This window comes from Mycobacterium decipiens, assembly GCF_963853665.1.
GTDB lineage: Bacteria > Actinomycetota > Actinomycetes > Mycobacteriales > Mycobacteriaceae > Mycobacterium > Mycobacterium decipiens.
Window position 1 is genome coordinate 2,343,895 of sequence record NZ_OY970459.1, and the last position, 20,336, is coordinate 2,364,230.

A 20,336-nucleotide genomic window follows, 5' to 3' on the forward strand; every position below is an offset into this window, starting at 1 on the left:
CCGGGGGCGTCGATGAGAATGGCGGTCGATGGTGAAACGAGTGTCCTGGACCGTTGTGCTGCCCTTGCTTGCCTTCGTCGCGCTAGTACTGACCTGGGGAAAGCACATCGGACCGGTGGTGGGCGTGGGGGAGGCGGTGCTGCTAGCCGGTGCTGTCCTGGCCGCGGTCAACCACGCCGAGGTGGTCGCGGCGCGGGTGGGCGAGCCGTTCGGGTCGCTGGTGCTCGCGGTCGCGGTGACGACCATCGAGGTGGCGCTGATCGTCGCGCTCATGGTGTCCGGCGGGGACGAGGCGGCGACGCTTGCCCGCGACACCGTCTTCGCCGCGGTGATGATCACCACCAACGGGATCGCCGGATTGTCCCTGCTGCTGGGTTCGCTGCGCTACGGCGTGACGATGTTCAACGCCCACGGCAGCGGCGCCGCGCTGGCCACGGTCACCACGCTGGCGACGCTGAGCCTGGTGCTGCCCACGTTCACCACCAGTCAGTCGGGCCCGGAGCTATCACCCGGCCAGCTCATCTTCGCCGGCGTCGCCTCGTTGGGGCTCTACCTGCTGTTCGTATTCACTCAGACGGTCCGGCATCGCGACTTTTTCCTGCCGGTGGCGCAGAAGGGCGTAGTCGAGGATGACACCCATGCCGACCCGCCGAGCACCCGCTCGGCGCTGGCGAGCCTCGGATTGCTGCTCGTCGCGCTGGTCGCGGTGGTGGGTCTGGCCAAGGTGGAATCGCCAATAATCGAGCGTGTGGTCTCGGCGGCCGGGTTTCCGCAATCCTTCGTCGGCGTGGTGATCGCCACCCTGGTGCTGTTGCCGGAGACACTTGCCGCGGCCCGCGCGGCGCGGCAAGGCCGTCTGCAGACCAGCCTCAATCTGGCGTATGGTTCCGCGATGGCGAGCATCGGGCTCACCATCCCGACTATCGCGCTCGCCTCCCTCTGGCTCAGCGGCCCGCTGGCGCTTGGCCTCGGTCCCATTCAGTTGGTGTTGCTGGTGCTGACGGTCGTGGTCAGCGTGCTAACCGTGGTTCCCGGCCGGGCTACCCGACTGCAGGGCGAGGTGCACCTGGTGTTGCTGGCCGCGTACCTATTTCTCGCCGTTGTCCCCTAGCGGCGCCGCCCGTAGCGTCGCCAATGCTTTGTCGGCGTGGGTGTGCATGCTGAACTCGCTGGTGATCACGTCCAGCACCGTGCGGTTGGTGTCGATGACGAACGTCGTGCGTTTGACCGGCAGCAACTTGCCGAGCAGACCGCGCTTGACCCCGAACTGGGTGGCGACGGTACCTTGAGCATCCGAAAGCAGCGGGTAGTCGAAATGCCGCAAATCGGCGAACTCGGCTTGCTTTTGAACGGGATCGGCGCTGATTCCGACCCGGCTGGCTCCGACCTCGGCGAAATCTTGCGCCAAGTCGCGGAAGTGGCAGGCTTCTTTGGTGCAGCCAGGCGTCATCGCCGCCGGATAGAAGAACAGGACCACGGGCCCGTCGGATAGTAGGGCGCTGAGCTTGCGTGGCGTGCCCGTCTGATCGGGAAGTTCGAAGTCGGCTACCGTGTCGCCAGTTTTCATGGACGTCAGGCTACGCCCGATTGCCCGACTGATCGCACGCCCCTTGCGCGGCGTGCATCGTTGGGCTAGGCCCAAGGCTGATCAGCGCATCTGGGAGGATGCTTCGGTGCACGTCAACCTCGCAGCCACCACCTCGCGGGAGGATTTCCGCGTCCTGGCGGCCCAGCACCGGGTGGTTCCGGTGACTCGCAAGGTCTTGGCCGACAGCGAGACTCCGCTGTCGGCCTACCGCAAGCTCGCCGCCAACCGCCCGGGTACGTTCCTGCTGGAGTCGGCCGAGAACGGCCGGTCGTGGTCACGGTGGTCATTTATCGGCGCGGGGGCGCCGACGGCGTTGACCGTGCGCGGGGGGGAAGCGGTATGGCTGGGTGCGGCGCCCAAGGACGCTCCGACCGGAGGAGACCCGTTGCAGGCACTGCGGGCCACCCTGGAGTTGCTGGCTACCGAGGACCCTCGCCAGTGCAAGCCGGGGCTTCCGCCGTTGTCGGGCGGCATGGTCGGCTTCTTCGCCTATGACATGGTGCGGCGCCTCGAACGCTTGCCGGAGCTGGCCGTTGATGACCTCAACCTGCCGGACATGCTGCTGCTGCTGGCCACCGATGTGGCGGCGGTCGACCATCATGAGGGCACCATCACGCTGATCGCGAACGCCGTGAACTGGAACGGCACCGACGAGCGGGTCGACTGGGCCTACGACGACGCGATTGCGCGACTGGACGTGATGACCGAATCGCTCGGCCAGCCACTGCCATCGACGGTGGCCACGTTCAGTCGCCCCGAGCCGCGGCACCGTGCGCAGCGCACCGTCGATGAGTACGGTGCGATCGTCGAATATCTGGTTGAACAGATCGCCGCCGGTGAAGCCTTTCAGGTGGTGCCGTCCCAGCGCTTCGAGATGGACACCGACGTCGATCCCATCGACGTATACCGAATCCTGCGGGTAACCAACCCAAGTCCGTACATGTATCTACTACAGGTACCGAATAGTGATGGTGCGATTGACTTTTCGATTGTCGGCTCGAGTCCGGAGGCGCTGGTAACGGTCCACGACGGCTGGGCGACGACGCATCCGATCGCCGGAACCCGGTGGCGCGGAAAGACAGACGAAGAGGACGTGCTGCTGGAAAAGGAATTGCTGGCCGACGACAAAGAACGTGCCGAGCATCTGATGCTGGTCGACCTCGGCCGAAACGACCTGGGCCGGGTCTGCGCGCCCGGCACCGTTCGGGTCGAGGATTACAGCCACATCGAACGGTATAGCCACGTAATGCACCTGGTGTCCGCGGTGACCGGGATGCTTGACGAAGGCCGCACCGCGCTGGACGCCGTGACCGCCTGCTTTCCGGCCGGCACGCTGTCGGGGGCGCCGAAGGTGCGGGCCATGGAGCTGATCGAAAAGGTGGAGAAAACACGGCGCGGTCTTTACGGCGGTGTGGTCGGCTACCTCGACTTCGCCGGCAACGCCGACTTCGCCATCGCCATCCGCACCGCACTGATGCGCAACGGCACGGCCTATGTCCAGGCAGGTGGTGGTGTGGTGGCCGATTCCAACGGCCCCTACGAATACAACGAGGCGAGGAACAAGGCGCGGGCCGTGTTGAACGCGATCGCTGCCGCCGAGACGCTGGCCGCACCGGGCGCGAACGGCAGTGGCTCCTAATACCAGCAGCGTCCGGCCCGACCGCCGGGCCAGGCTGACGATCGGCATCGCCCAATTGCTGTTGGTGGTCGCCGCTGGCGCGCTGTGGACGGCGTCTCGGCTGCCGTGGGTAGTCATCCGGTCGTTCGACGAGCTAGGGCCGCCGAAGGAGGTGACCCTGTCTGGCGCGTCGTGGTCGGCGGCTCTGCTGCCGCTGGCGCTGCTCATGCTGGCCGCAGCCGTCGCGGCGCTCGCGGTACGCGGCTGGCCGTTGCGGGCGCTGGCCGTACTGCTGGCAGCGGCGAGCTTCGCGGTGGGCTATCTCGGCATCAGTCTGTGGGTGATCCCGGATGTTGCGGCGCGCGGGGCCGATCTTGCCCATGTCTCGGTGGTGACGTTGGTGGGAAGCGCGCGGTGCTACTGGGGCGCGGTGGCGGCCGTACTGGCGGCGGTGTCCGCGTTGATCGCCGCCGCTTTGTTGATGCGCTCGGCTTCGCTTTGCGGGCCGGCCGGCGGGGACACCGTGAAATATGCGGCGCCGGCTGCCCGCCGTTCGATGGCCCGGCGCCACGCCGCCAAGGTGGCCGGCCAAGCGGTCCCGCAGGACAAGGCGCCGGAGATGTCGGAACGGATGATTTGGGAAGCTCTTGACGAGGGCCGCGACCCGACCGATCGGGAGCATGAGTCTGACACCGAGGGGCGGTGACGGACCGCGCGCTGACGGTCGCTACCCTTCATGAACGTCGTCGAAATTGACTAGCGCGTGTGGGTGACAGTGGGAAGGGAACGGCAGGCATGAGTCCGGCAACCGTGCTCGACTCCATCCTTGAGGGAGTCCGGGCCGATGTTGCCGCGCGCGAAGCCGTCGTAAGCCTGGAGGAGATCAAGGCTGCCGCCGCCGCCGCGCCGCCGCCACTCGATGTGATGGCCGCCCTGCGTGAGCCCGGTATCGGTGTCATCGCCGAGGTCAAGCGCGCCAGTCCTTCGGCAGGCCCATTGGCGACCATCGCCGACCCGGCGAACCTGGCCCAGGCCTATCAGGATGGCGGCGCCCGGATCATCAGCGTTTTGACGGAAGAGCGGCGCTTTCGGGGATCGCTCGGCGACCTCGATGCGGTGCGGGCCGCGGTTTCGATTCCGTTGTTGCGCAAAGACTTTGTGGTGCAGCCCTATCAGATTCATGAGGCGCGCGCGCACGGTGCCGACATGTTGTTGCTCATCGTTGCGGCTTTGGACCAGCCGGCGTTGGTGTCGATGCTGGACCGCACCGAATCATTGGGTATGACGGCCCTCGTCGAGGTGCACACCGAGCAGGAAGCCGACCGCGCGCTGAAGGCCGGTGCCAAGGTGATTGGCGTCAACGCCCGCGACCTCACGACGCTGGAGGTGGATCGGGATTGCTTCGCGCGAATAGCTCCTGGTCTGCCGACCAATGTGATCAGGATTGCCGAATCGGGAGTTCGTGGCACCGCTGATCTGTTGGCGTACGCGGGTGCGGGCGCCGATGCGGTGTTGGTGGGTGAAGGTCTGGTCAAAAGCGGTGACCCGCGCGCGGCGGTTGCCGATCTGGTTACCGCGGGCGCCCATCCGTCCTGTCCGAAGCCGGCTCGCTAGCCGTTGATGAGCCGCGCGCACGTTGAGCCCTGGTGATGGCAGATCTATCCGGCCCGGATCTCCCGCGCACAAGTGCTGCCATCGCCGAACGGACCAGCCACGATCCTGATTCAGGTGGTCATTTCGGCGTTTACGGTGGTCGCTACGTTCCCGAGGCGCTGATGGCGGTGATCGAGGAGGTTACCGCCGCCTACGAAAAAGAGCGCGTGAACCCGGACTTTCTGGACAACCTCGACAAGCTTCAGGTGCACTACGCCGGCCGGCCGTCGCCCCTATACGAGGCGACTCGATTGAGCCAGAACGCCGGTTCGGCACGAATTTTCTTGAAGCGAGAAGACCTGAACCACACCGGTTCTCACAAGATCAACAACGTGCTCGGTCAGGCACTGCTGGCTCGTCGGATGGGCAAGACCCGGGTGATCGCCGAGACCGGTGCCGGCCAGCACGGGGTCGCCACGGCCACTGCATGTGCGTTGCTCGGCCTGGACTGTGTCATCTACATGGGTGCGGTCGACACCGCGCGTCAGGCACTCAACGTGGCGCGAATGCGACTGCTCGGTGCCAAGGTCGTCGCGGTGCAGACGGGCTCGAAGACGCTCAAAGACGCCATCAACGACGCGTTCCGGGATTGGGTCACCAACGCCGACAACACCTACTACTGCTTTGGTACTGCGGCCGGACCGCATCCGTTCCCAACCATGGTGCGAGATTTCCAGCGGATCATCGGCATGGAGACACGCGTGCAGATCCAGGGGCAAGCTGGTCGGTTGCCTGATGCTGTCGTGGCGTGTGTCGGAGGTGGGTCCAATGCCATTGGCATCTTCCACGCATTCCTCGATGATCCCGGTGTGCGCTTGGTCGGATTCGAGGCGGCAGGTGACGGCGTCGAGACCGGCCGGCACGCCGCGACCTTCACCGGTGGATCGCCCGGGGCGTTCCAGGGGTCGTACTCGTATTTGCTGCAGGACGAGGACGGCCAGACCATTGAATCCCATTCAATCTCGGCGGGTCTGGATTATCCCGGGGTGGGCCCGGAACACGCGTGGCTCAAGGAGACCGGGCGCGTCGACTACCGGCCGATCACCGACTCCGAGGCGATGGATGCGTTCGGCCTGCTGTGTCGGATGGAGGGCATAATCCCGGCCATTGAATCCGCGCACGCGGTAGCCGGCGCACTCAAGCTGGGCGTTGAGTTGGGGAGGGGCGCGGTGATTGTGGTGAACCTGTCGGGTCGCGGCGACAAGGATGTCGAGACGGCCGCCCGGTGGTTCGGCTTGCTGGACAACGGCTGATGATGACTGTGGAACAGAGCGAGGCAAGCAGGCTCAGGCCGGTTTTCGACTCCTGCCGCGCCGATAACCGGGCAGCACTGATCGGCTACCTGCCAACGGGCTACCCGGATGTGCCGGCGTCGGTGGCCGCGATGACGGCATTGGTCGAATCCGGTTGCGACCTGATCGAAGTCGGGATTCCGTATTCGGATCCGGGGATGGATGGTCCTACCATCGCCAGGGCCACCGAGGCGGCGCTTCGTGGGGGAGTGCGGGTTCGGGATACCCTGGCCGCCGTCGAGGCCATCAGCACGGCCGGCGGACGTGCGGTGGTGATGACCTACTGGAATCCCGTGCTGCGCTACGGGGTTGATGCATTCGCGCGGGATCTGGCGGCGGTCGGGGGACTCGGCCTCATCACGCCCGATCTCATTCCCGACGAAGCGCAACAATGGCTCGTGGCATCCGAGGAACATGGGTTGGATCGCATCTTCCTGGTCGCGCCGTCGTCAACGCCAGAGCGCTTGGCAGCTACCGTCGAGGCGTCGCGTGGATTCGTTTACGCGGCGTCGACAATGGGGGTGACAGGGGCCCGTGATGCGGTGTCGCAGGCCGCACCCGAACTGGTGGGCCGGGTGAAGGCGGTTTCTGACATACCGGTCGGCGTCGGTCTGGGTGTGCGGTCGCGTGCGCAAGCCGCGCAGATCGCCCGCTATGCCGACGGTGTCATCGTCGGTTCCGCATTGGTGTCGGCGCTAGCCGACGGATTGCCTAGATTGCGGGGGCTGACCGAAGAGCTCGCTGCCGGTGTACGACAAGGGATGTCCGCATGATGGGGGTGTTGCCCACCTATATTCCCAGCCCACCACGCGGGGTTTGGCACCTTGGGCCGCTACCCGTTCGCGCCTACGCGGTTTGCATCATCACCGGCATCATTGTCGCACTGCTGATCGGGGATCGACGTTTGGTTGCCCGCGGCGGCGAGCGCGGCATGACCTACGACATTGCTTTGTGGGCTGTGCCTTTCGGCTTGATTGGCGGCCGGCTCTATCACCTGGCCACGGACTGGCAGACATATTTCGGCGACGATGGCGCCGGGCTGGGCGCAGCGATGCGAATCTGGGATGGGGGCCTGGGGATCTGGGGTGCGATCGCCCTCGGTGTCGTCGGCGCGTGGATTGGCTGCCGGCGTCGTGGCATCCCGCTACCCGTCTTCCTTGACGCGGTGGCGCCGGGAGTCGTCTTGGCGCAGGCCATCGGTCGCCTCGGAAACTACTTCAACCAGGAGCTTTACGGCCGGGAGACCGTTGCGCCGTGGGGCCTGGAGATCTTCTATCGTCGAGATCCCACTGGATTCATCGATGTTCATTCTCTTGACGGCGTCTCAACGGGGCAGGTGGCGTTCGTCGTGCAACCGACGTTCCTCTACGAATTGATCTGGAACGTTTTGGTATTCGCAGCATTGATCTACATCGACCGCCGGTTCACTATCGGCCACGGGCGGTTGTTCGGGTTCTATGTTGCTCTCTACTGCATGGGCCGATTCTGCGTTGAGCTCCTGCGCGACGATCCAGCCACACTCATTGCCGGCATCCGGATCAATTCGTTCACGTCGACCTTCGTGTTCATCGGCGCCGTGGTCTATATCCTCTTGGCGCCAAAGGGTCGTGAGGATCGGGCGGCCCTGGGTGGCAGCGAGTATGTGGCCGGCGACTCGCTGGAATCCCAACCGGCAGCAGAACTCGCGTCGGTTGCTTCCGGGTCCGCCGCGACCGCCGTTGGGCCGGTTGCCCCGGGTGAATCCGACCAACCGGATGATGCCGCGGAAACCAGGCAATCTGCCGAGCCTGCCGAACCCGAGACCACGAAAGCGCAAGCCCCTGACGCGGTGACTGAGAAAGCCGAAGTCGCCGAGCCCGAAACCGACCTCGAGGCCGAGGGGGAAGAAGCTGAACTTCCGGGGGCCGAAGCCGAAGCCGAAGCCGTCGAGCCCGAAGCTTCGGAAGCCGAGGCGGAAGAACTCGAAACCGCCGAGCCCGAGGCGCAAGAGGTTGAAGTCACAGCCCCCGAGGCGCAAGAGGGCGTGGCCGCGGAATCAGAAGCTGCAGAGTCCGCAGCGGAAGCGGAGGCTGCCGAGTCTGAAGTCGTCGAGGCGGGAGTCGCCGAGGTCGCCGAGGAGTCCGAACCCGACATTGAGCGGGAAGAAGCGGGTGACTCCGCGGGTGAGGCGCCCGCACAACACGACGACGTCGAAACCGCATTGGCCGCGGTCGATGAGCCAGGGCAGCTGGCTTCCGAGGTGAACGACGAAACCGAGCCGGAGGCGTCGAGCGAGCCGGCTGAGCTTCACACAGAGCAGGCGAGCGTCCAGAGTGCCGAAGCGGCGGTGCCCGACGAACCCGATGAGAAGGGCGACGCGGGCTCGCCGGATGAGTCGGCGGTCACCGAACCTGGGAACGACACCGCGGCGCCAGACAGCACGCAAGTCGAGCGCGATCTCAGTCAAAGACGACGCCGCTGGTGGAGGCTCGGACGGCGACAACAATGACGGCAGCTGCGCGGCCCCTCGGTGGTGCGGTGGTTGTCGGCGGGCGACACTAGCGCTCGCAGTCGCGCCACAGAAGAGGTCATAGCGACGGACAACTTCGGCGGATTCATTCGCGAGGTCATAGGCATCCAGCCGGTGCTGCAGATCCTCAGCGCCGCCGGGCAGCGCCTGCGCAGACCCCTGCGTCACCAACGGGTCGACCCGCAGCCGGATCGGGCGCACCTGCGTCCGGCGCAAGGGGTCGAGACTGCCGGCCGAGTCGCAAGTCCGGCTCGATCTGGCATGCTAAAAGCGTGACCGATCCCCGACAGTACGGTGCCTCCGAGCCGGGTTGGCAATCGCCGCCATCTGGGTATCCACCGCAATATCCGCAATATCCCGGGCCTGGGTCCTACTTCGATCCGTCGGCGCCATTTGGGCGGCACCCCGTTACCGGCCAACCATTTTCGGACAAGTCGAAGATTGTCGCTGGTCTGTTGCAGTTGCTTGGACTGGTTGGCATCGCTGGGATCGGGCGAATCTACCTGGGCCACACCGGGCTGGGTATCGCGCAGCTGCTCGTGGGCTGGCTGACGTGCGGATTGGGTGCTGTCATCTGGGGCGTCATCGACGCGTTGCTGATACTGACCGACAAAGTCGGCGATCCGTGGGGTCGCCCGTTGCGCGATGGGACCTAGCCGGGCCTCCGGCGCACCGACAGCGGGTGCGCAGCGGGGCCGGCGCCATGGTCGCTACGCGGCAGCCAGCACCGGCGCGCTGCTGATCGGCGCGCTCGGCTACATCGCACTCGTCGACCCGCACAACACGAATTCGCTGTATCCACCGTGTCCATTCAAGTTGCTCACCGGCTGGAACTGCCCCGCGTGTGGCGGCCTGCGGATGACGCACGATCTGATGCACGGTGAGCTGGCGGCCAGCATCAACGACAACGTCTTCCTGCTTGTCGGCAGCCCCGTGCTGGCCGGTTGGCTCGTGCTGCGCCGCCGCCAAGGCCGAACAGCGCTGCCGATACCGGTGATGATCGCGGTTGCGATTGCGGTTATCGCGTGGACGGTGCTGCGTAACCTGCCGGGTTTCCCGTTGGTGCCGGGCAATTAGCCCATCGCCGCACCGGTGCGGCTGGTTGGCCGGGCCGCCCGCGGTTGTGTTGGTCGGTGCGCTACCCGGCCGCTGCCGCCAGTATCACCGGCGCGACTATGCTGTGTCGTCGTGATAAGACGCGGGAAGATCGTCTGCACCCTCGGTCCGGCCACCCAGCGGGACGACTTGGTCAGAGCGCTGGTCGAGGCCGGAATGGACGTCGCCCGAATGAACTTCAGCCACGGCGACTACGACGATCACAAGGTCGCCTACGAGCGGGTCCGGATAGCCTCCGATGCCACCGGGCGTGCGGTCGGAGTGCTCGCCGACCTGCAGGGCCCAAAGATCAGGCTGGGACGCTTCGCCACCGGACCCACCTATTGGGCCGACGGCGAAACGGTTCGGATCACCGTCAGTGACTGCCCAGGCAGCCACGACCGGGTGTCGACCACCTACAAGCGGTTGGCCCAGGACGCGGAAGCCGGCGACCGGGTGTTGGTCGATGACGGCAAGGTCGGATTGGTGGTCGACGCCATCGAGGGCGACGACGTGGTCTGCACCGTCGTCGAAGGTGGCCCGGTCAGTGACAACAAGGGCATCTCGCTACCGGGAATGAACGTGACCGCCCCGGCCTTGTCGGAGAAGGACATCGAGGATCTCACGTTCGCGCTGAACCTCGGCGTCGACATGGTGGCGCTATCCTTCGTCCGCTCGCCGTCCGATGTCGAGCTGGTCCACGAGGTGATGGATCGCATCGGGCGACGGGTGCCGGTGATCGCCAAGCTGGAGAAGCCGGAAGCTATCGACAATCTCGAAGCTATCGTGCTGGCGTTCGACGCCGTCATGGTCGCTCGCGGCGACCTAGGAGTTGAACTTCCGCTGGAAGAGGTCCCGTTGGTGCAGAAGCGGGCCATCCAGATGGCCCGCGAGAACGCCAAACCAGTCATCGTGGCGACCCAAATGCTCGACTCGATGATCGAGAACTCCCGGCCGACCCGAGCCGAGGCCTCCGACGTCGCCAACGCCGTGCTCGACGGTGCGGACGCCCTGATGTTGTCCGGGGAAACGTCGGTGGGGAAGTACCCGCTGTTGGCGGTCCGGACAATGTCGCGAATCATCTGCGCGGTCGAGGAAAATTCAACGGCCGCACCGCCGTTGACGCACATACCCCGGACCAAACGCGGGGTGATCTCGTATGCGGCGCGCGACATCGGCGAGCGACTCGACGCCAAGGCCCTGGTCGCGTTCACCCAGTCCGGCGACACCGTGCGGCGACTGGCCCGCCTGCATACCCCGCTTCCGCTACTCGCCTTCACCGCGTGGCCGGAGGTGCGCAGCCAACTGGCTATGACCTGGGGCACCGAGACGTTCATCGTCCCGAAGATGCAGTCCACGGATGGCATGATCCGTCAGGTCGACAAGTCGCTGCTCGAACTCGGTCGCTACAAGCGTGGCGACCTGGTGGTCATCGTCGCGGGTGCGCCGCCGGGCACAGTGGGCTCGACCAACCTGATCCACGTGCACCGGATCGGGGAAGACGACGTCTAGTCCGGCGACAAGCGGGCCATCGAATCGCGCCCGAAGGAGCGAAGAGCAGGCCGTGCCTGCCGGTAAACCCATGTCCGATTTCGATGAACTCCTGGCGGTCCTGGACCTTAACGCGGTCGCCGACGATCTGTTCATCGGATCGCATCCCAGCAAGAACCCGTTGCGAACATTCGGTGGTCAGCTCATGGCGCAGTCGTTCGTCGCGAGCAGCCGCACACTGCCCCGCCACGATCTACCGCCCAGCGCATTCTCAGTGCACTTCATCAACGGCGGTGACACGGCCAAAGACATCGAGTTCCACGTGGTGCGATTGCGCGATGAGCGGCGCTTCGCCAACCGGCGCGTCGACGCGGTGCAGGACGGCACGCTGTTGTCCTCGGCGATGGTGTCGTACATGTCCGGTGGTCGCGGGCTTGAGCATGCTGTGGCTCCGCCGGAGGTGGTGGAGCCCCAGATGCGGCCGCCGATCGGCGAGCTATTGCGCGGCTACGAGGAGACCGTCCCGCATTTCGTCAAGGCGTTGCAACCGATCGAATGGCGCTACACCAACGACCCGGCCTGGATCATGCGGGATAAGGGTGATCGGCTTGCCTACAACCGGGTCTGGGTCAAGGCGCTGGGGGAGATGCCTGACGACCCGGTGCTGCATACGGCGACAATGCTGTATTCCTCGGACACCACCGTGCTGGACTCGGTCATTACCACCCATGGTCTTTCGTGGGGTTTCGACCGGATCTTTGCGGCGTCTGCCAATCACTCGGTGTGGTTTCACCGGCAGGTCAACTTCGATGACTGGGTGCTCTACTCGACGTCGTCGCCGGTGGCCGTCGATTCCCGCGGGCTGGGTTCCGGCCATTTCTTCGATCGCTCGGGGAAACTCATCGCCACCGTGGTCCAGGAGGGCGTGCTGAAATATTTCCCCGCCTCCCCCCGATAGAGAGGTGGGACACCCGTCGGATTTCGACTCGGCATGGCCGTGATCAGGCGTAACGTTCCTGATAGCGATGTGTCCGATGGCGGCAGCGACGGGCGAACCCGGCTGAATTGCCAGCGAGCGAACCCGGAGGTGGCTGTGAACGTGGGGCCGGTCGATGTCGTACCGCGGCTCCGCGGTCGTGAACGGGTAGTCGTTCACGTCGATTCGCGCATGGCCCGCTGGATCGGTGCGTTGGCGCTGGTGTGTGCGACATGCTGGCTGATCGCGCTGCTCGCCGGCGACTACCGGCATGCGGACTGGGCGGCGGCGGGTCGATTGGGCTGGTCGCTGACCGTCCTGGCAGCGGTGGCATTCATTGCTCGCGGCATCTTCCTGGGCCGCCCGGTCACGGCGATGCACGCGACCGTCGCCGGGCTGTTTCTGCTCGGCGGACTGGCTGCCCATGTGTTGTTCTTCGATCTGCTCGGTGAGGTGCTGATAGCCGGGTCGGGATGGGCGTTGATGTGGCCGACGTCGGCGCATCCGCGACCCGAAGATCTGCCCCGCGTATGGGCATTGATCAATGCCACCAGCACGGACTCGCTGGCTCCGTTTGCCATGCAGGCAGGCAAGTGCCATCACTTCAGCGCGGCCGGCACCGCGGCCCTGGCGTATCGAACCCGGATCGGGTACGCGGTGGTCAGCGGCGACCCGATCGGCGATGAGGCGCAGTTCCCCGAGTTGGTCGCGGATTTCGCGGCCATGTGCCACATGCACGGCTGGCGAATCGTGGTCGTGGGGTGCAGTGAGCGACGGCTCCGGCTGTGGGGCGACCCCGCCGTGCTCGGGCAGTCGCTGCGGCCAATACCGATCGGCCGGGATGTCGTCATCGACGTGTCCAGCTTCGCGACGACCGGGCGTCGATTCCGCAACTTGCGGCAAGCGGTGAAACGCACCCACAACTTCGGAATCACGACCGAGATCGTGGCCGAACAGGAACTCGACGACCAGCGGCTGGCGGAGCTGACCGAGGTGCTGCTGGCTTCACCGAGCGGCGCCCACACCGATCGTGGCTTTTGTATGAACCTCGACGGGGTCCTGGAGGGTCGATACCCCGGAATTCAGCTGATCATCGCGAGGGACGCGTCAGGCCGGGTGCAAGGCTTCCACCGGTACGCAACCGCCGGCGACGGCAGCGACATCTCCCTGGATGTTCCGTGGCGGCGCCGCGGGGCCCCGAACGGGATCGACGAGCGGCTGAGCGCCGACATGATTGCGGCGGCCAAAGATGCTGGAGTACAACGGTTATCGTTGGCGTTCGCCGCATTCCCCGAGCTTTTCGACAACAAGAAGCGCAGCGGGCTGCAGCGTGTCTGCTATGCGCTGATCCATATTCTCGATCCGTTGATCGCTCTCGAATCGCTGTACCGATATCTGCGCAAGTTCCACGCGCTTGCGGAGCGGCGTTACGTGCTGATATCGATGGCTCAGGTCATTCCGTTGGCGTTGGTCTTGTTGTCCCTGGAGTTCATGCCGCGACGGCGACACCTCTGAGCCGTTCCAATGGACAGTTCGGCGCACTCAATGTCGGTGGGCAGCTGGTGAGTAGCTACCACCACGGTCCGTTGGGCGGTCATCAGCCGGGAGTCTGGGGCCAGCAGATCGCGGAGAACCAGGTCGGCGGCGGGGGCGTCGAGGTGCTCGGAGGGTTCGTCGAGCAGCACGATCCGGGCGGGGGAAAGCACCGCCCGGGCTAGCAGTAACCTCCTGCGTTGCCCCGCCGAGACCGCTTGCGCGCCACCGGTCAACACCGTCGATAGACCCTCGGGCAGACTGGCGAGCCATCCGCTGAGGCCGACGCGGTCCAGGGCTTCGGTCAGTTCGTCATCCGGGCAGTCTCCGCGGGCGGTTAGCAGGTTGTCCCGGACGGTGGTGGCGAAGATGTGTGCATCCTCAGCGAAAAAGCTGACAGCGCTGGGCAATACATCGATATCGAAGTCGCTCAGGTCCACCTCGTCCAGTAGCACCCGTCCATGCGCCGGCGGCAACAAGCCGGCCAGCGTCATCAGCAGCGTCGTCTTGCCGGAGCCGCTCGCGCCGGTGACGGCCAGCCTGGCGCCCGGCGGTAGGTCGATCGTCACCCGGATCGACTGCGCCGCCTGGTGGCCGGAATAGAAGTCGGCAGTTAACCGCCCGGTACCCACGGGCAGTGGTGCCGACAACGTGGATTCGGTCGCTTGGGGGCCCATTGACGGAGTCAGGTCGAGCAGGCGACGGGCGGCGATGCGCGACCTCGTCAGCTGGACGGCGGCGGCGGGTAGTTGAACCGTGGCCTCAAATGCGGACAGCGGCAACAACATCAGGACGGCCAGAGTGGTGGGCGTGACGGCAGGGGCCATGCCGATACCGGCCACCACCGCGCCCAGCACGCTGACCCCGATTGCCGCGGTCGGCATCGCCGCGGCGACGGCGGCGGGTCGTGCGGCGGCGTCCAGCGCATCACCCCAGGCATGTTGGCGCCGTTGCGATTCGGCGATGACATCTCGCAGCGCGCCGGCGATGCGAAGTTCGGCGGCATGCTCAAGCGCAATCATTGCCGATGTGTCGCGCTCGGAATGATGTTGCCGGGCAATTGCCTCCTGTGTTGCCGCGGCTCTGCCGGCAAACCGGGGCGCGACAACACCGGCAACCAGCAGGCAGACGGCCAGGACCGCGGCGGCCGGCAGCGAAATGGCCGCGACGACCGTGGTCGCGGCCACCGCCAGCACCCCCGCGACGGCCATCGGTACCAGGGCACGCACCAGCATGTTGGCCAGTTCGTCGACGTCAGCGCCGACGCATGCAACCAGGTCACCACTACGCGGCCGGACGGCGGCTTCCGCCGGTCCATGTGCCAGCCGCTGGTAAATGAGCGTGCGGGCCCGGCCGGCGGCCCGTAGTGCGGTGTCGTGGGTGGCCAGTCGCTCGCAGTAGTGCAGCACGCCCCGGGAAATCGCGAACGTCCGCACCGCCACGACCGCCACGGACAGGTCCAGGACGGGCGGCATCTGCCAGGCCCGGGTGATCAGCCACGCCGAAACCCCGGCCAGCGCCAGCGCGCTGCCCAGTGACAGCACTCCCAGCGCGATGGCCGCGCTGATCCGGGGCAGCCGGGGACGCAGCAGCCCAGCTGCGGTGGGCAGGACCCGCTGCCGGCGACCCGCTGCACCCGGCTCGGCCGCGCTTGTGGTCGCCGTGGGATCGGACCGACGTGGGACGGGCTTCATCGTCGGCAACCATCCGAGGCGACCTCGACGATCCGGTCACCGACCGCGACGACTTGCTCGCGATGGGCGACGACCAGCACCGTCGCACCGGCGCGGGCACGCTGGACCACGGCGCTCAGCACGCGCTGTTCGGCAGGGGCATCCAGGTGCGCGGTCGGCTCGTCGAGCAGCAGCACGGCGGCCGGCGATCCAAGCGCGCGGGCCAAGCCCAGCCGTTGCCGCTGCCCCAGGGACAACCCGACACCCCCGCGCCCCAGCACGGTATCCAGCCCACTGGGCAACTCGTCCAGTACCGCGTCGAATCCGGCCGCGGCACACGCGCTGTCGAGGTCCGCCAAATCGCCAAGCAGAACCAAGTTGTCCCGGACGGTTCCCGGGACCAGCACCGGCCGCTGTGGCAGCCAGGACAATTGCGGCCACCACGCGGCGGGCGCCAGATTGGCGACGTCGACTCCGGCGACAGTGATTCGTCCTGACGACGGCGCGGTGAGTCCGGCGATCGCTTGCAACGTCGTGCTCTTGCCCGCGCCGTTTCGTCCGGTCAGCACCGTCACTCGACCGGGTTCGATCTCCGCGGTGAGGCCACACGGCGAGCGGCCGTCTCGGCCGGTGACACTGAGGTTCTCCAGGCGAATCACCGCGCCGCGGGCGGTTACCGTCCTTGGCCACTGAGTGCGTCCCGGTATTGGTGAGGCTGACTCGTCGAGCAGCGCGAATGCCTTGTCGGCCGCGGCTCTGCCGTCCGCCGCGGCATGGAACTCGACGCCAATGCGACGCAGCGGCCAATACACATCCGGCGCCAGCAGCAGGACCGTCAAACCGGCGGTCAGGCTCATCTCCCCGAACACCAGCCGCAGCCCGATGCCGACCGCGACCAGGGCCACACCGAGGGTGGCCAGCAATTCGAGCACCAGGGCCGACAAGAACGCGATCCGCAGCGTCGCCATCGCCGATCGACGGTGGGCGGCGGACAGTGCCGCGATGCGTCGTTCCGGGCCACAGGCGCGGCCCAGCGCCCGCAGCGTGGGGATGCCCGCGATCAGGTCCAATAACCGAGCCTGGACGGTGCTCATGGCGGCCAGCGCGGCCGCCGAGCGGTCGGCGGTAGCCAGCCCGACCAACACCATGAAGACCGGTACCAGGGGCAGCGTGATCACCACGATCGCCATCGACTCCAGGTCATAGAGCGCGATCACCGCCACCGTGGCAGGCGTCAGGATCGCCGCGAGCAGCAAGGCCGGCAGATAAGCAGTGAAGTAGGGCCGCAAGCCGTCCAGACCCCGGGTAACCACCACCGCGGCGGCGTCTCGCTGCGCAGCCAGTTCGCTGGGCTGTCGGGCGGTCACCGCCCTCAGCACCTGACCGGACAGCTCGGCGATCACTGCGCTGGCACCGCGCTGGGCCAGGCGTGCCTGTAGCCACTGCATCGTGGCACGTAGCCCCCACAGCGCCAACAGGATTGATAGCGGTCCCAGCCAGCCGCGCAGGCTGGACATCCCGGGGTCGGCGGGGTCGGGAACGACGCCGGCGACGATGCTCGCCAGCACGATCGCCGAGCCGACCGCGCAGCCGGAGATTCCGACGCCGCAGGCCACCGTGCTGGCCAGATAGCGGCGCAACGCGGCCGATGCCCGCCACAGTCGGGGATCCAGGGGCGCCCGCGCTTTCGAGGCCTTGGTGGTCAGGACGCGCGCCTCGCCAAACCGATGGGCGGCGGTATCCGTTCGGTTGAGATCCGTTGCCGGAAAACCCAATACGTCCATGCCTGGTACGCCACCGTCAGTGGCGCGAAGAACGCCGTCACCCAAGTCATGATCTTGAGGGTGTAGGGGGTCGATGACGCGTTGTAGATCGTCAGGCTCCACTGGTGACTCAGCGTTGAGGGCACCAGGTTCGGGTACAGCGCGCCGAACAGCAGCACCACCACGGCCGCCACCACCACCAATGTGCATACGAACGCCCAGCCGTCTGATGTGCGCCGCCACGCCAATACCACCGCCGCCGCCTGCGCGAACACCGCCACCGCCAGCACCAGCCAGGTCCAGTCCTTGCCGTACGACAACTGCGTCCAAAGTCCAAAGCCCGCAACCAGTATCGTCACTGGAAGCGACAGCCACGCAGCGAATCGATACGCATCGTCGCGGATCGGCCCGGAGGTTTTCAAAGCGACGAACACCGCACCGTAGAGCAGGAACAGCCCGGCCGTGGCCAAACCGCCCAGCAGCGTGTAGGCATTGAGCACGTCGCCGATCGACAGGGAAACATGGCCGGTCGCGTCCACCGGGAGTCCGCGAACCAGAACGGCGAACGCCACACCCCACAGCACAGCGGGCAGCCAGGATCCCGCCGCGATCCCGAAGTCCGCCCCGGCCCGCCATTTCGGGTCGTCGATCTTGCCGCGCCATTCGATGGCGACGGCGCGCAGGATCATGCCGAACAGGATCGCCAGCAGCGGTAGATACAGCGTGGAGAACACAGCCGCATACCAGCCGGGAAACGCGGCGAATATGGCTGCGCCGGCAGTGATCAGCCAGACTTCGTTGCCGTCCCAGACCGGTCCGATGGTGTTGAGTGCCGTGCGTCGGTGGGTCTCCGGATCACCGACGCCGACGTGTGCGAACGGCTTCATCAGCATGCCCACGCCGAAGTCGAAACCCTCCAGGATGAAGAAACCGACGAACAGCGCCGCGATGACACCGAACCACAATTCTTGGAGTCCCACCGGTCAGCTCCTCTCGGGTCAGTAGGCGAAAGACAGTGGCGCCACCTCGTCGGCGCCGGGAGACGCGGGCGCAGCCGGTTCGGCGTCGTGTTCCAGGGGACCTTCGACGATGTAGCGCTTGAGTAGCCAGCACCAGATGACCGCGAGCGTCGCGTAGACCAGGGTGAACGTCACTAGGGAGGTGACGACCACCGGGGCGGCGTGATCCGAGACGCCTTGTGTGACGGTGAGTCGAACCAGCTGATCGCCGGTCGGGTTGGGGACGACGACCCAGGGCTGGCGACCCATCTCGGTGAACACCCACCCGGCGCTGTTAGCCAGGAAAGGAGCGGGAATGGTCAGCAGCGCCAGCCAGGAGAACCACCGCTGATCGGGGATCCGGCCGCCACGGGTGAGCCAGAGCGCAACCAACGCGAACAGAACCGGGATCGCCATCAACCCGATCATCATGCGGAACGACCAGTAGGTGACGAACAGGTTGGGCCGGTAGTCGTTTGGTCCGAAGCGCTGTTGGTACTCCCGCTGCAGATCGCGGACACCCTGCAACGTGACGCCGCTGGTCCGGCCTTCGGCGAGGAACGGCAGCACGTAGGGCACCTCGATGACACGGGTGAGGCTGTCGCAGTTGTTCTGCCTGCCGACCGTGAGGATGGAGAAGTCCGGATCGGTTTGGGTGTCGCACAGCGATTCCGCCGAAGCCATTTTCATCGGTTGTTGCTGGAACATCAGCTTGCCTTGGTGGTCGCCGGTGAAGAACAAACCGGCGGTGGCCCCCAGCGCAACCCAACACCCCAGGATGGTGGCGGGCCGATACATCCCTTGGGTTTCGGCGCCGGTGTGGGCCGTACTCGAACGGACCAGCCACCAGGCGCTCACCGCGGCGACGAAGGTCCCCGCGGTCAGCAGCGCACCGGTGACGGCGTGGAAAAACGCCGCTTGCGCAGTGTTATTGGCAAGCAGCGCCGTGATGCTGTTCAACTCGGCGCGCCGGGTGGCGGGGTTGTAGTGCGCGCCGACCGGATGCTGCATGAACGAGTTTGCCGCGATGATGAAGAACGCGGACACGTTGACCGCGATTGCGACAATCCAGATGCATGCCAGATGCACCAGCCGGGGCAGCCTGCTCCAGCCGAAGATCCACAGCCCGATGAAGGTGGATTCGAAGAAGAACGCGGCTAGGCCCTCCATGGCCAGCGGGGCGCCGAAGACATCGCCGACGAACCGGGAGTACTCGCTCCAGTTCATGCCGAACTGAAATTCCTGCACGATCCCGGTCGCTACGCCGATGGCGAAGTTGATCAGGAACAACTTGCCGAAGAATTTGGTGAGGCGATACCAGGCGGGGTTGTCGGTAACGACCCACAGCGTTTGCATGACGGCGATCAGGGGGGCCAGGCCGATGGTAAGCGGTACGAAGATGAAGTGGTAGACGGTAGTGATACCGAACTGCCACCGCGAAATGTCGACGACATTCATCTGTCATCTCCCGGGACTACGGGGCCGACTGATTGGCTACGACGAAGTGTAGTAGACGGGGGCGGGCCCGCGCCAGCGTCACCGGTGCAGCGTCTGCGATGCCTTGCGGATGGCGAACGATGACGCGATCTCACATGCGCCGATCACCACGAGCCAGATGCCGACGACCAACGCCAGTATCCAGATGGATTCGAACGGCGACGCCATCACGACAATGCCGGCAATGAGGCTGATCACCCCGACGAAGATCGACCATCCTCGTCCCGGCAGCATCGGATCACTAACCGCGGAAACGGTGGTGGCCACGCCGCGGAATATGAACCCGATGCCGATCCAGATGGCCAGCAGCAGGACGGCGTCACCGAAATGGCGAAAGGCCAGTACGGCCAGGATGAGCGAGGCGGCACCGCTGATGAACAACAGGATCCGGCTGCCCGCCGAAACATGCAGGCTGAACGCGAATGCGACCTGCGCAACGCCGGTGATCAGGAGGTAGACACCGAACGCCACGGCAGCAACCAGGATGGATATTCCCGGCCAGGCCAGTACCAGGATGCCAAGGATCAGCGACAGAATTCCCGATACCAGGGTGGATTTCCATAGATGCGGCAACAAGCTGGGGACAGGGCTCATGACGGGGCTTGGTTCCATGGGCGCAGTGTGACACATGTGGCGGTTCCGGCATAGGC

General features: G+C 65.9%; 16 protein-coding genes and 2 pseudogenes. 12 read left to right on the plus strand and 6 right to left on the minus strand.

Features of this window, described 5'->3' with window-relative positions; all coding sequences use genetic code 11:
- Positions 1-28 precede the first annotated feature (28 nt).
- Positions 29-1,111: a calcium:proton antiporter gene (locus AADZ55_RS10585; protein ID WP_085324761.1), complete on the plus strand. Its 1,083-nt coding sequence runs from the start codon at positions 29-31 to the stop codon at positions 1,109-1,111.
- Here AADZ55_RS10585 and AADZ55_RS10590 read toward each other — a convergent pair.
- Positions 1,088-1,567: a peroxiredoxin gene (locus AADZ55_RS10590; protein ID WP_085324762.1), complete on the minus strand. Its 480-nt coding sequence runs from the start codon at positions 1,565-1,567 to the stop codon at positions 1,088-1,090. The genes AADZ55_RS10585 and AADZ55_RS10590 overlap by 24 nt on opposite strands.
- Positions 1,568-1,673: 106 nt before the next feature.
- On the opposite strand from AADZ55_RS10590, the gene AADZ55_RS10595 reads away from it, so the two are divergent.
- The 11 genes and pseudogenes from AADZ55_RS10595 (at position 1,674) to AADZ55_RS10645 (ending at position 13,737) form a co-directional block, all read left to right on the plus strand.
- Positions 1,674-3,227: an anthranilate synthase component I gene (locus tag AADZ55_RS10595; RefSeq protein WP_085324837.1), complete on the plus strand. Its 1,554-nt coding sequence runs from the start codon at positions 1,674-1,676 to the stop codon at positions 3,225-3,227.
- Entirely contained in the window at positions 3,217-3,912 is a 696-nt protein-coding gene (locus tag AADZ55_RS10600) for a TIGR02234 family membrane protein (RefSeq protein ID WP_085324763.1), read from the plus strand. The genes AADZ55_RS10595 and AADZ55_RS10600 overlap by 11 nt, the downstream gene beginning before the upstream one ends.
- An 89-nt stretch (positions 3,913-4,001) precedes the next feature.
- Positions 4,002-4,820 carry an indole-3-glycerol phosphate synthase TrpC gene (gene trpC, locus AADZ55_RS10605; RefSeq protein WP_085324764.1) on the plus strand — a complete coding sequence of 273 codons (819 nt, stop codon included), beginning with the start codon at positions 4,002-4,004 and terminating at the stop codon, positions 4,818-4,820.
- A 35-nt stretch (positions 4,821-4,855) separates the two neighbouring features.
- Positions 4,856-6,112, plus strand: coding sequence for a tryptophan synthase subunit beta (gene trpB / locus AADZ55_RS10610; RefSeq protein ID WP_085324765.1), 1,257 nt, complete (start codon positions 4,856-4,858; stop codon positions 6,110-6,112).
- The gene (gene trpA / locus AADZ55_RS10615; RefSeq protein WP_085324766.1) at positions 6,112-6,924 is read left to right on the plus strand and encodes a tryptophan synthase subunit alpha; all 813 of its coding nucleotides are present in this window, start codon (positions 6,112-6,114) and stop codon (positions 6,922-6,924) included. Before trpB ends, trpA begins: the two co-directional genes overlap by 1 nt.
- Positions 6,924-8,639 carry a prolipoprotein diacylglyceryl transferase gene (locus tag AADZ55_RS10620; protein ID WP_085324767.1) on the plus strand — a complete coding sequence of 572 codons (1,716 nt, stop codon included), beginning with the start codon at positions 6,924-6,926 and terminating at the stop codon, positions 8,637-8,639. The genes trpA and AADZ55_RS10620 overlap by 1 nt, the downstream gene beginning before the upstream one ends.
- A 282-nt stretch (positions 8,640-8,921) precedes the next feature.
- Positions 8,922-9,316, plus strand: a pseudogene (locus tag AADZ55_RS10625) (NINE protein).
- Entirely contained in the window at positions 9,306-9,737 is a 432-nt protein-coding gene (locus tag AADZ55_RS10630) for a DUF2752 domain-containing protein (RefSeq protein ID WP_085324770.1), read from the plus strand. Before AADZ55_RS10625 ends, AADZ55_RS10630 begins: the two are co-directional and overlap by 11 nt.
- A 111-nt stretch (positions 9,738-9,848) precedes the next feature.
- Complete coding sequence (gene pyk, locus AADZ55_RS10635) at positions 9,849-11,267, plus strand: pyruvate kinase (RefSeq protein WP_085324771.1); 1,419 nt, start codon at positions 9,849-9,851, stop codon at positions 11,265-11,267.
- A 52-nt stretch (positions 11,268-11,319) separates the two neighbouring features.
- Positions 11,320-12,204, plus strand: a complete 885-nt coding sequence (locus AADZ55_RS10640) for an acyl-CoA thioesterase II (RefSeq protein ID WP_085324772.1) — start codon at positions 11,320-11,322, stop codon at positions 12,202-12,204.
- A 76-nt stretch (positions 12,205-12,280) separates the two neighbouring features.
- Positions 12,281-13,737: pseudogene (locus AADZ55_RS10645) on the plus strand (bifunctional lysylphosphatidylglycerol flippase/synthetase MprF).
- Here the strand turns inward: AADZ55_RS10645 and cydC are convergent.
- From cydC to AADZ55_RS10670, 5 genes are all read right to left on the minus strand, one after another.
- The gene (gene cydC / locus AADZ55_RS10650) at positions 13,671-15,449 is read right to left on the minus strand and encodes a thiol reductant ABC exporter subunit CydC (protein WP_085324773.1); all 1,779 of its coding nucleotides are present in this window, start codon (positions 15,447-15,449) and stop codon (positions 13,671-13,673) included. The pseudogene AADZ55_RS10645 and the gene cydC sit on opposite strands and share 67 nt — an antisense overlap.
- Positions 15,446-17,068: a thiol reductant ABC exporter subunit CydD gene (gene cydD, locus AADZ55_RS10655; RefSeq protein ID WP_278248592.1), complete on the minus strand. Its 1,623-nt coding sequence runs from the start codon at positions 17,066-17,068 to the stop codon at positions 15,446-15,448. The genes cydC and cydD overlap by 4 nt, the downstream gene beginning before the upstream one ends.
- A 62-nt stretch (positions 17,069-17,130) precedes the next feature.
- The gene (cydB, locus tag AADZ55_RS10660; protein ID WP_085324775.1) at positions 17,131-18,171 is read right to left on the minus strand and encodes a cytochrome d ubiquinol oxidase subunit II; all 1,041 of its coding nucleotides are present in this window, start codon (positions 18,169-18,171) and stop codon (positions 17,131-17,133) included.
- Positions 18,172-18,189: 18 nt separating this feature from the next.
- Positions 18,190-19,647 (minus strand): cytochrome ubiquinol oxidase subunit I, encoded by a 1,458-nt coding sequence (locus AADZ55_RS10665; RefSeq protein ID WP_085324776.1) that lies wholly within the window; start codon positions 19,645-19,647, stop codon positions 18,190-18,192.
- Positions 19,648-19,725: 78 nt separating this feature from the next.
- The gene (locus AADZ55_RS10670) at positions 19,726-20,316 is read right to left on the minus strand and encodes an HdeD family acid-resistance protein (RefSeq protein WP_085324777.1); all 591 of its coding nucleotides are present in this window, start codon (positions 20,314-20,316) and stop codon (positions 19,726-19,728) included.
- Between the last annotated feature and the right edge of the window lie 20 nt (positions 20,317-20,336).

Excerpts from the sequence above, each read along its gene's own strand:
- AADZ55_RS10585 (WP_085324761.1), top strand. The coding sequence starts at position 29 with ATGGTGAAACGAGTGTCCTGGACCGTTGTGCTGCCCTTGCTTGCCTTC.
- AADZ55_RS10590 (WP_085324762.1), bottom strand. The coding sequence starts at position 1,567 with ATGAAAACTGGCGACACGGTAGCCGACTTCGAACTTCCCGATCAGACG.
- trpC (WP_085324764.1), top strand. The coding sequence starts at position 4,002 with ATGAGTCCGGCAACCGTGCTCGACTCCATCCTTGAGGGAGTCCGGGCC.
- trpB (WP_085324765.1), top strand. The coding sequence starts at position 4,856 with ATGGCAGATCTATCCGGCCCGGATCTCCCGCGCACAAGTGCTGCCATC.
- trpA (WP_085324766.1), top strand. The coding sequence starts at position 6,112 with ATGATGACTGTGGAACAGAGCGAGGCAAGCAGGCTCAGGCCGGTTTTC.
- AADZ55_RS10620 (WP_085324767.1), top strand. The coding sequence starts at position 6,924 with ATGGGGGTGTTGCCCACCTATATTCCCAGCCCACCACGCGGGGTTTGG.
- AADZ55_RS10630 (WP_085324770.1), top strand. The coding sequence starts at position 9,306 with ATGGGACCTAGCCGGGCCTCCGGCGCACCGACAGCGGGTGCGCAGCGG.
- cydC (WP_085324773.1), bottom strand. The coding sequence starts at position 15,449 with ATGAAGCCCGTCCCACGTCGGTCCGATCCCACGGCGACCACAAGCGCG.
- AADZ55_RS10665 (WP_085324776.1), bottom strand. The coding sequence starts at position 19,647 with ATGAATGTCGTCGACATTTCGCGGTGGCAGTTCGGTATCACTACCGTC.
- AADZ55_RS10670 (WP_085324777.1), bottom strand. The coding sequence starts at position 20,316 with ATGTGTCACACTGCGCCCATGGAACCAAGCCCCGTCATGAGCCCTGTC.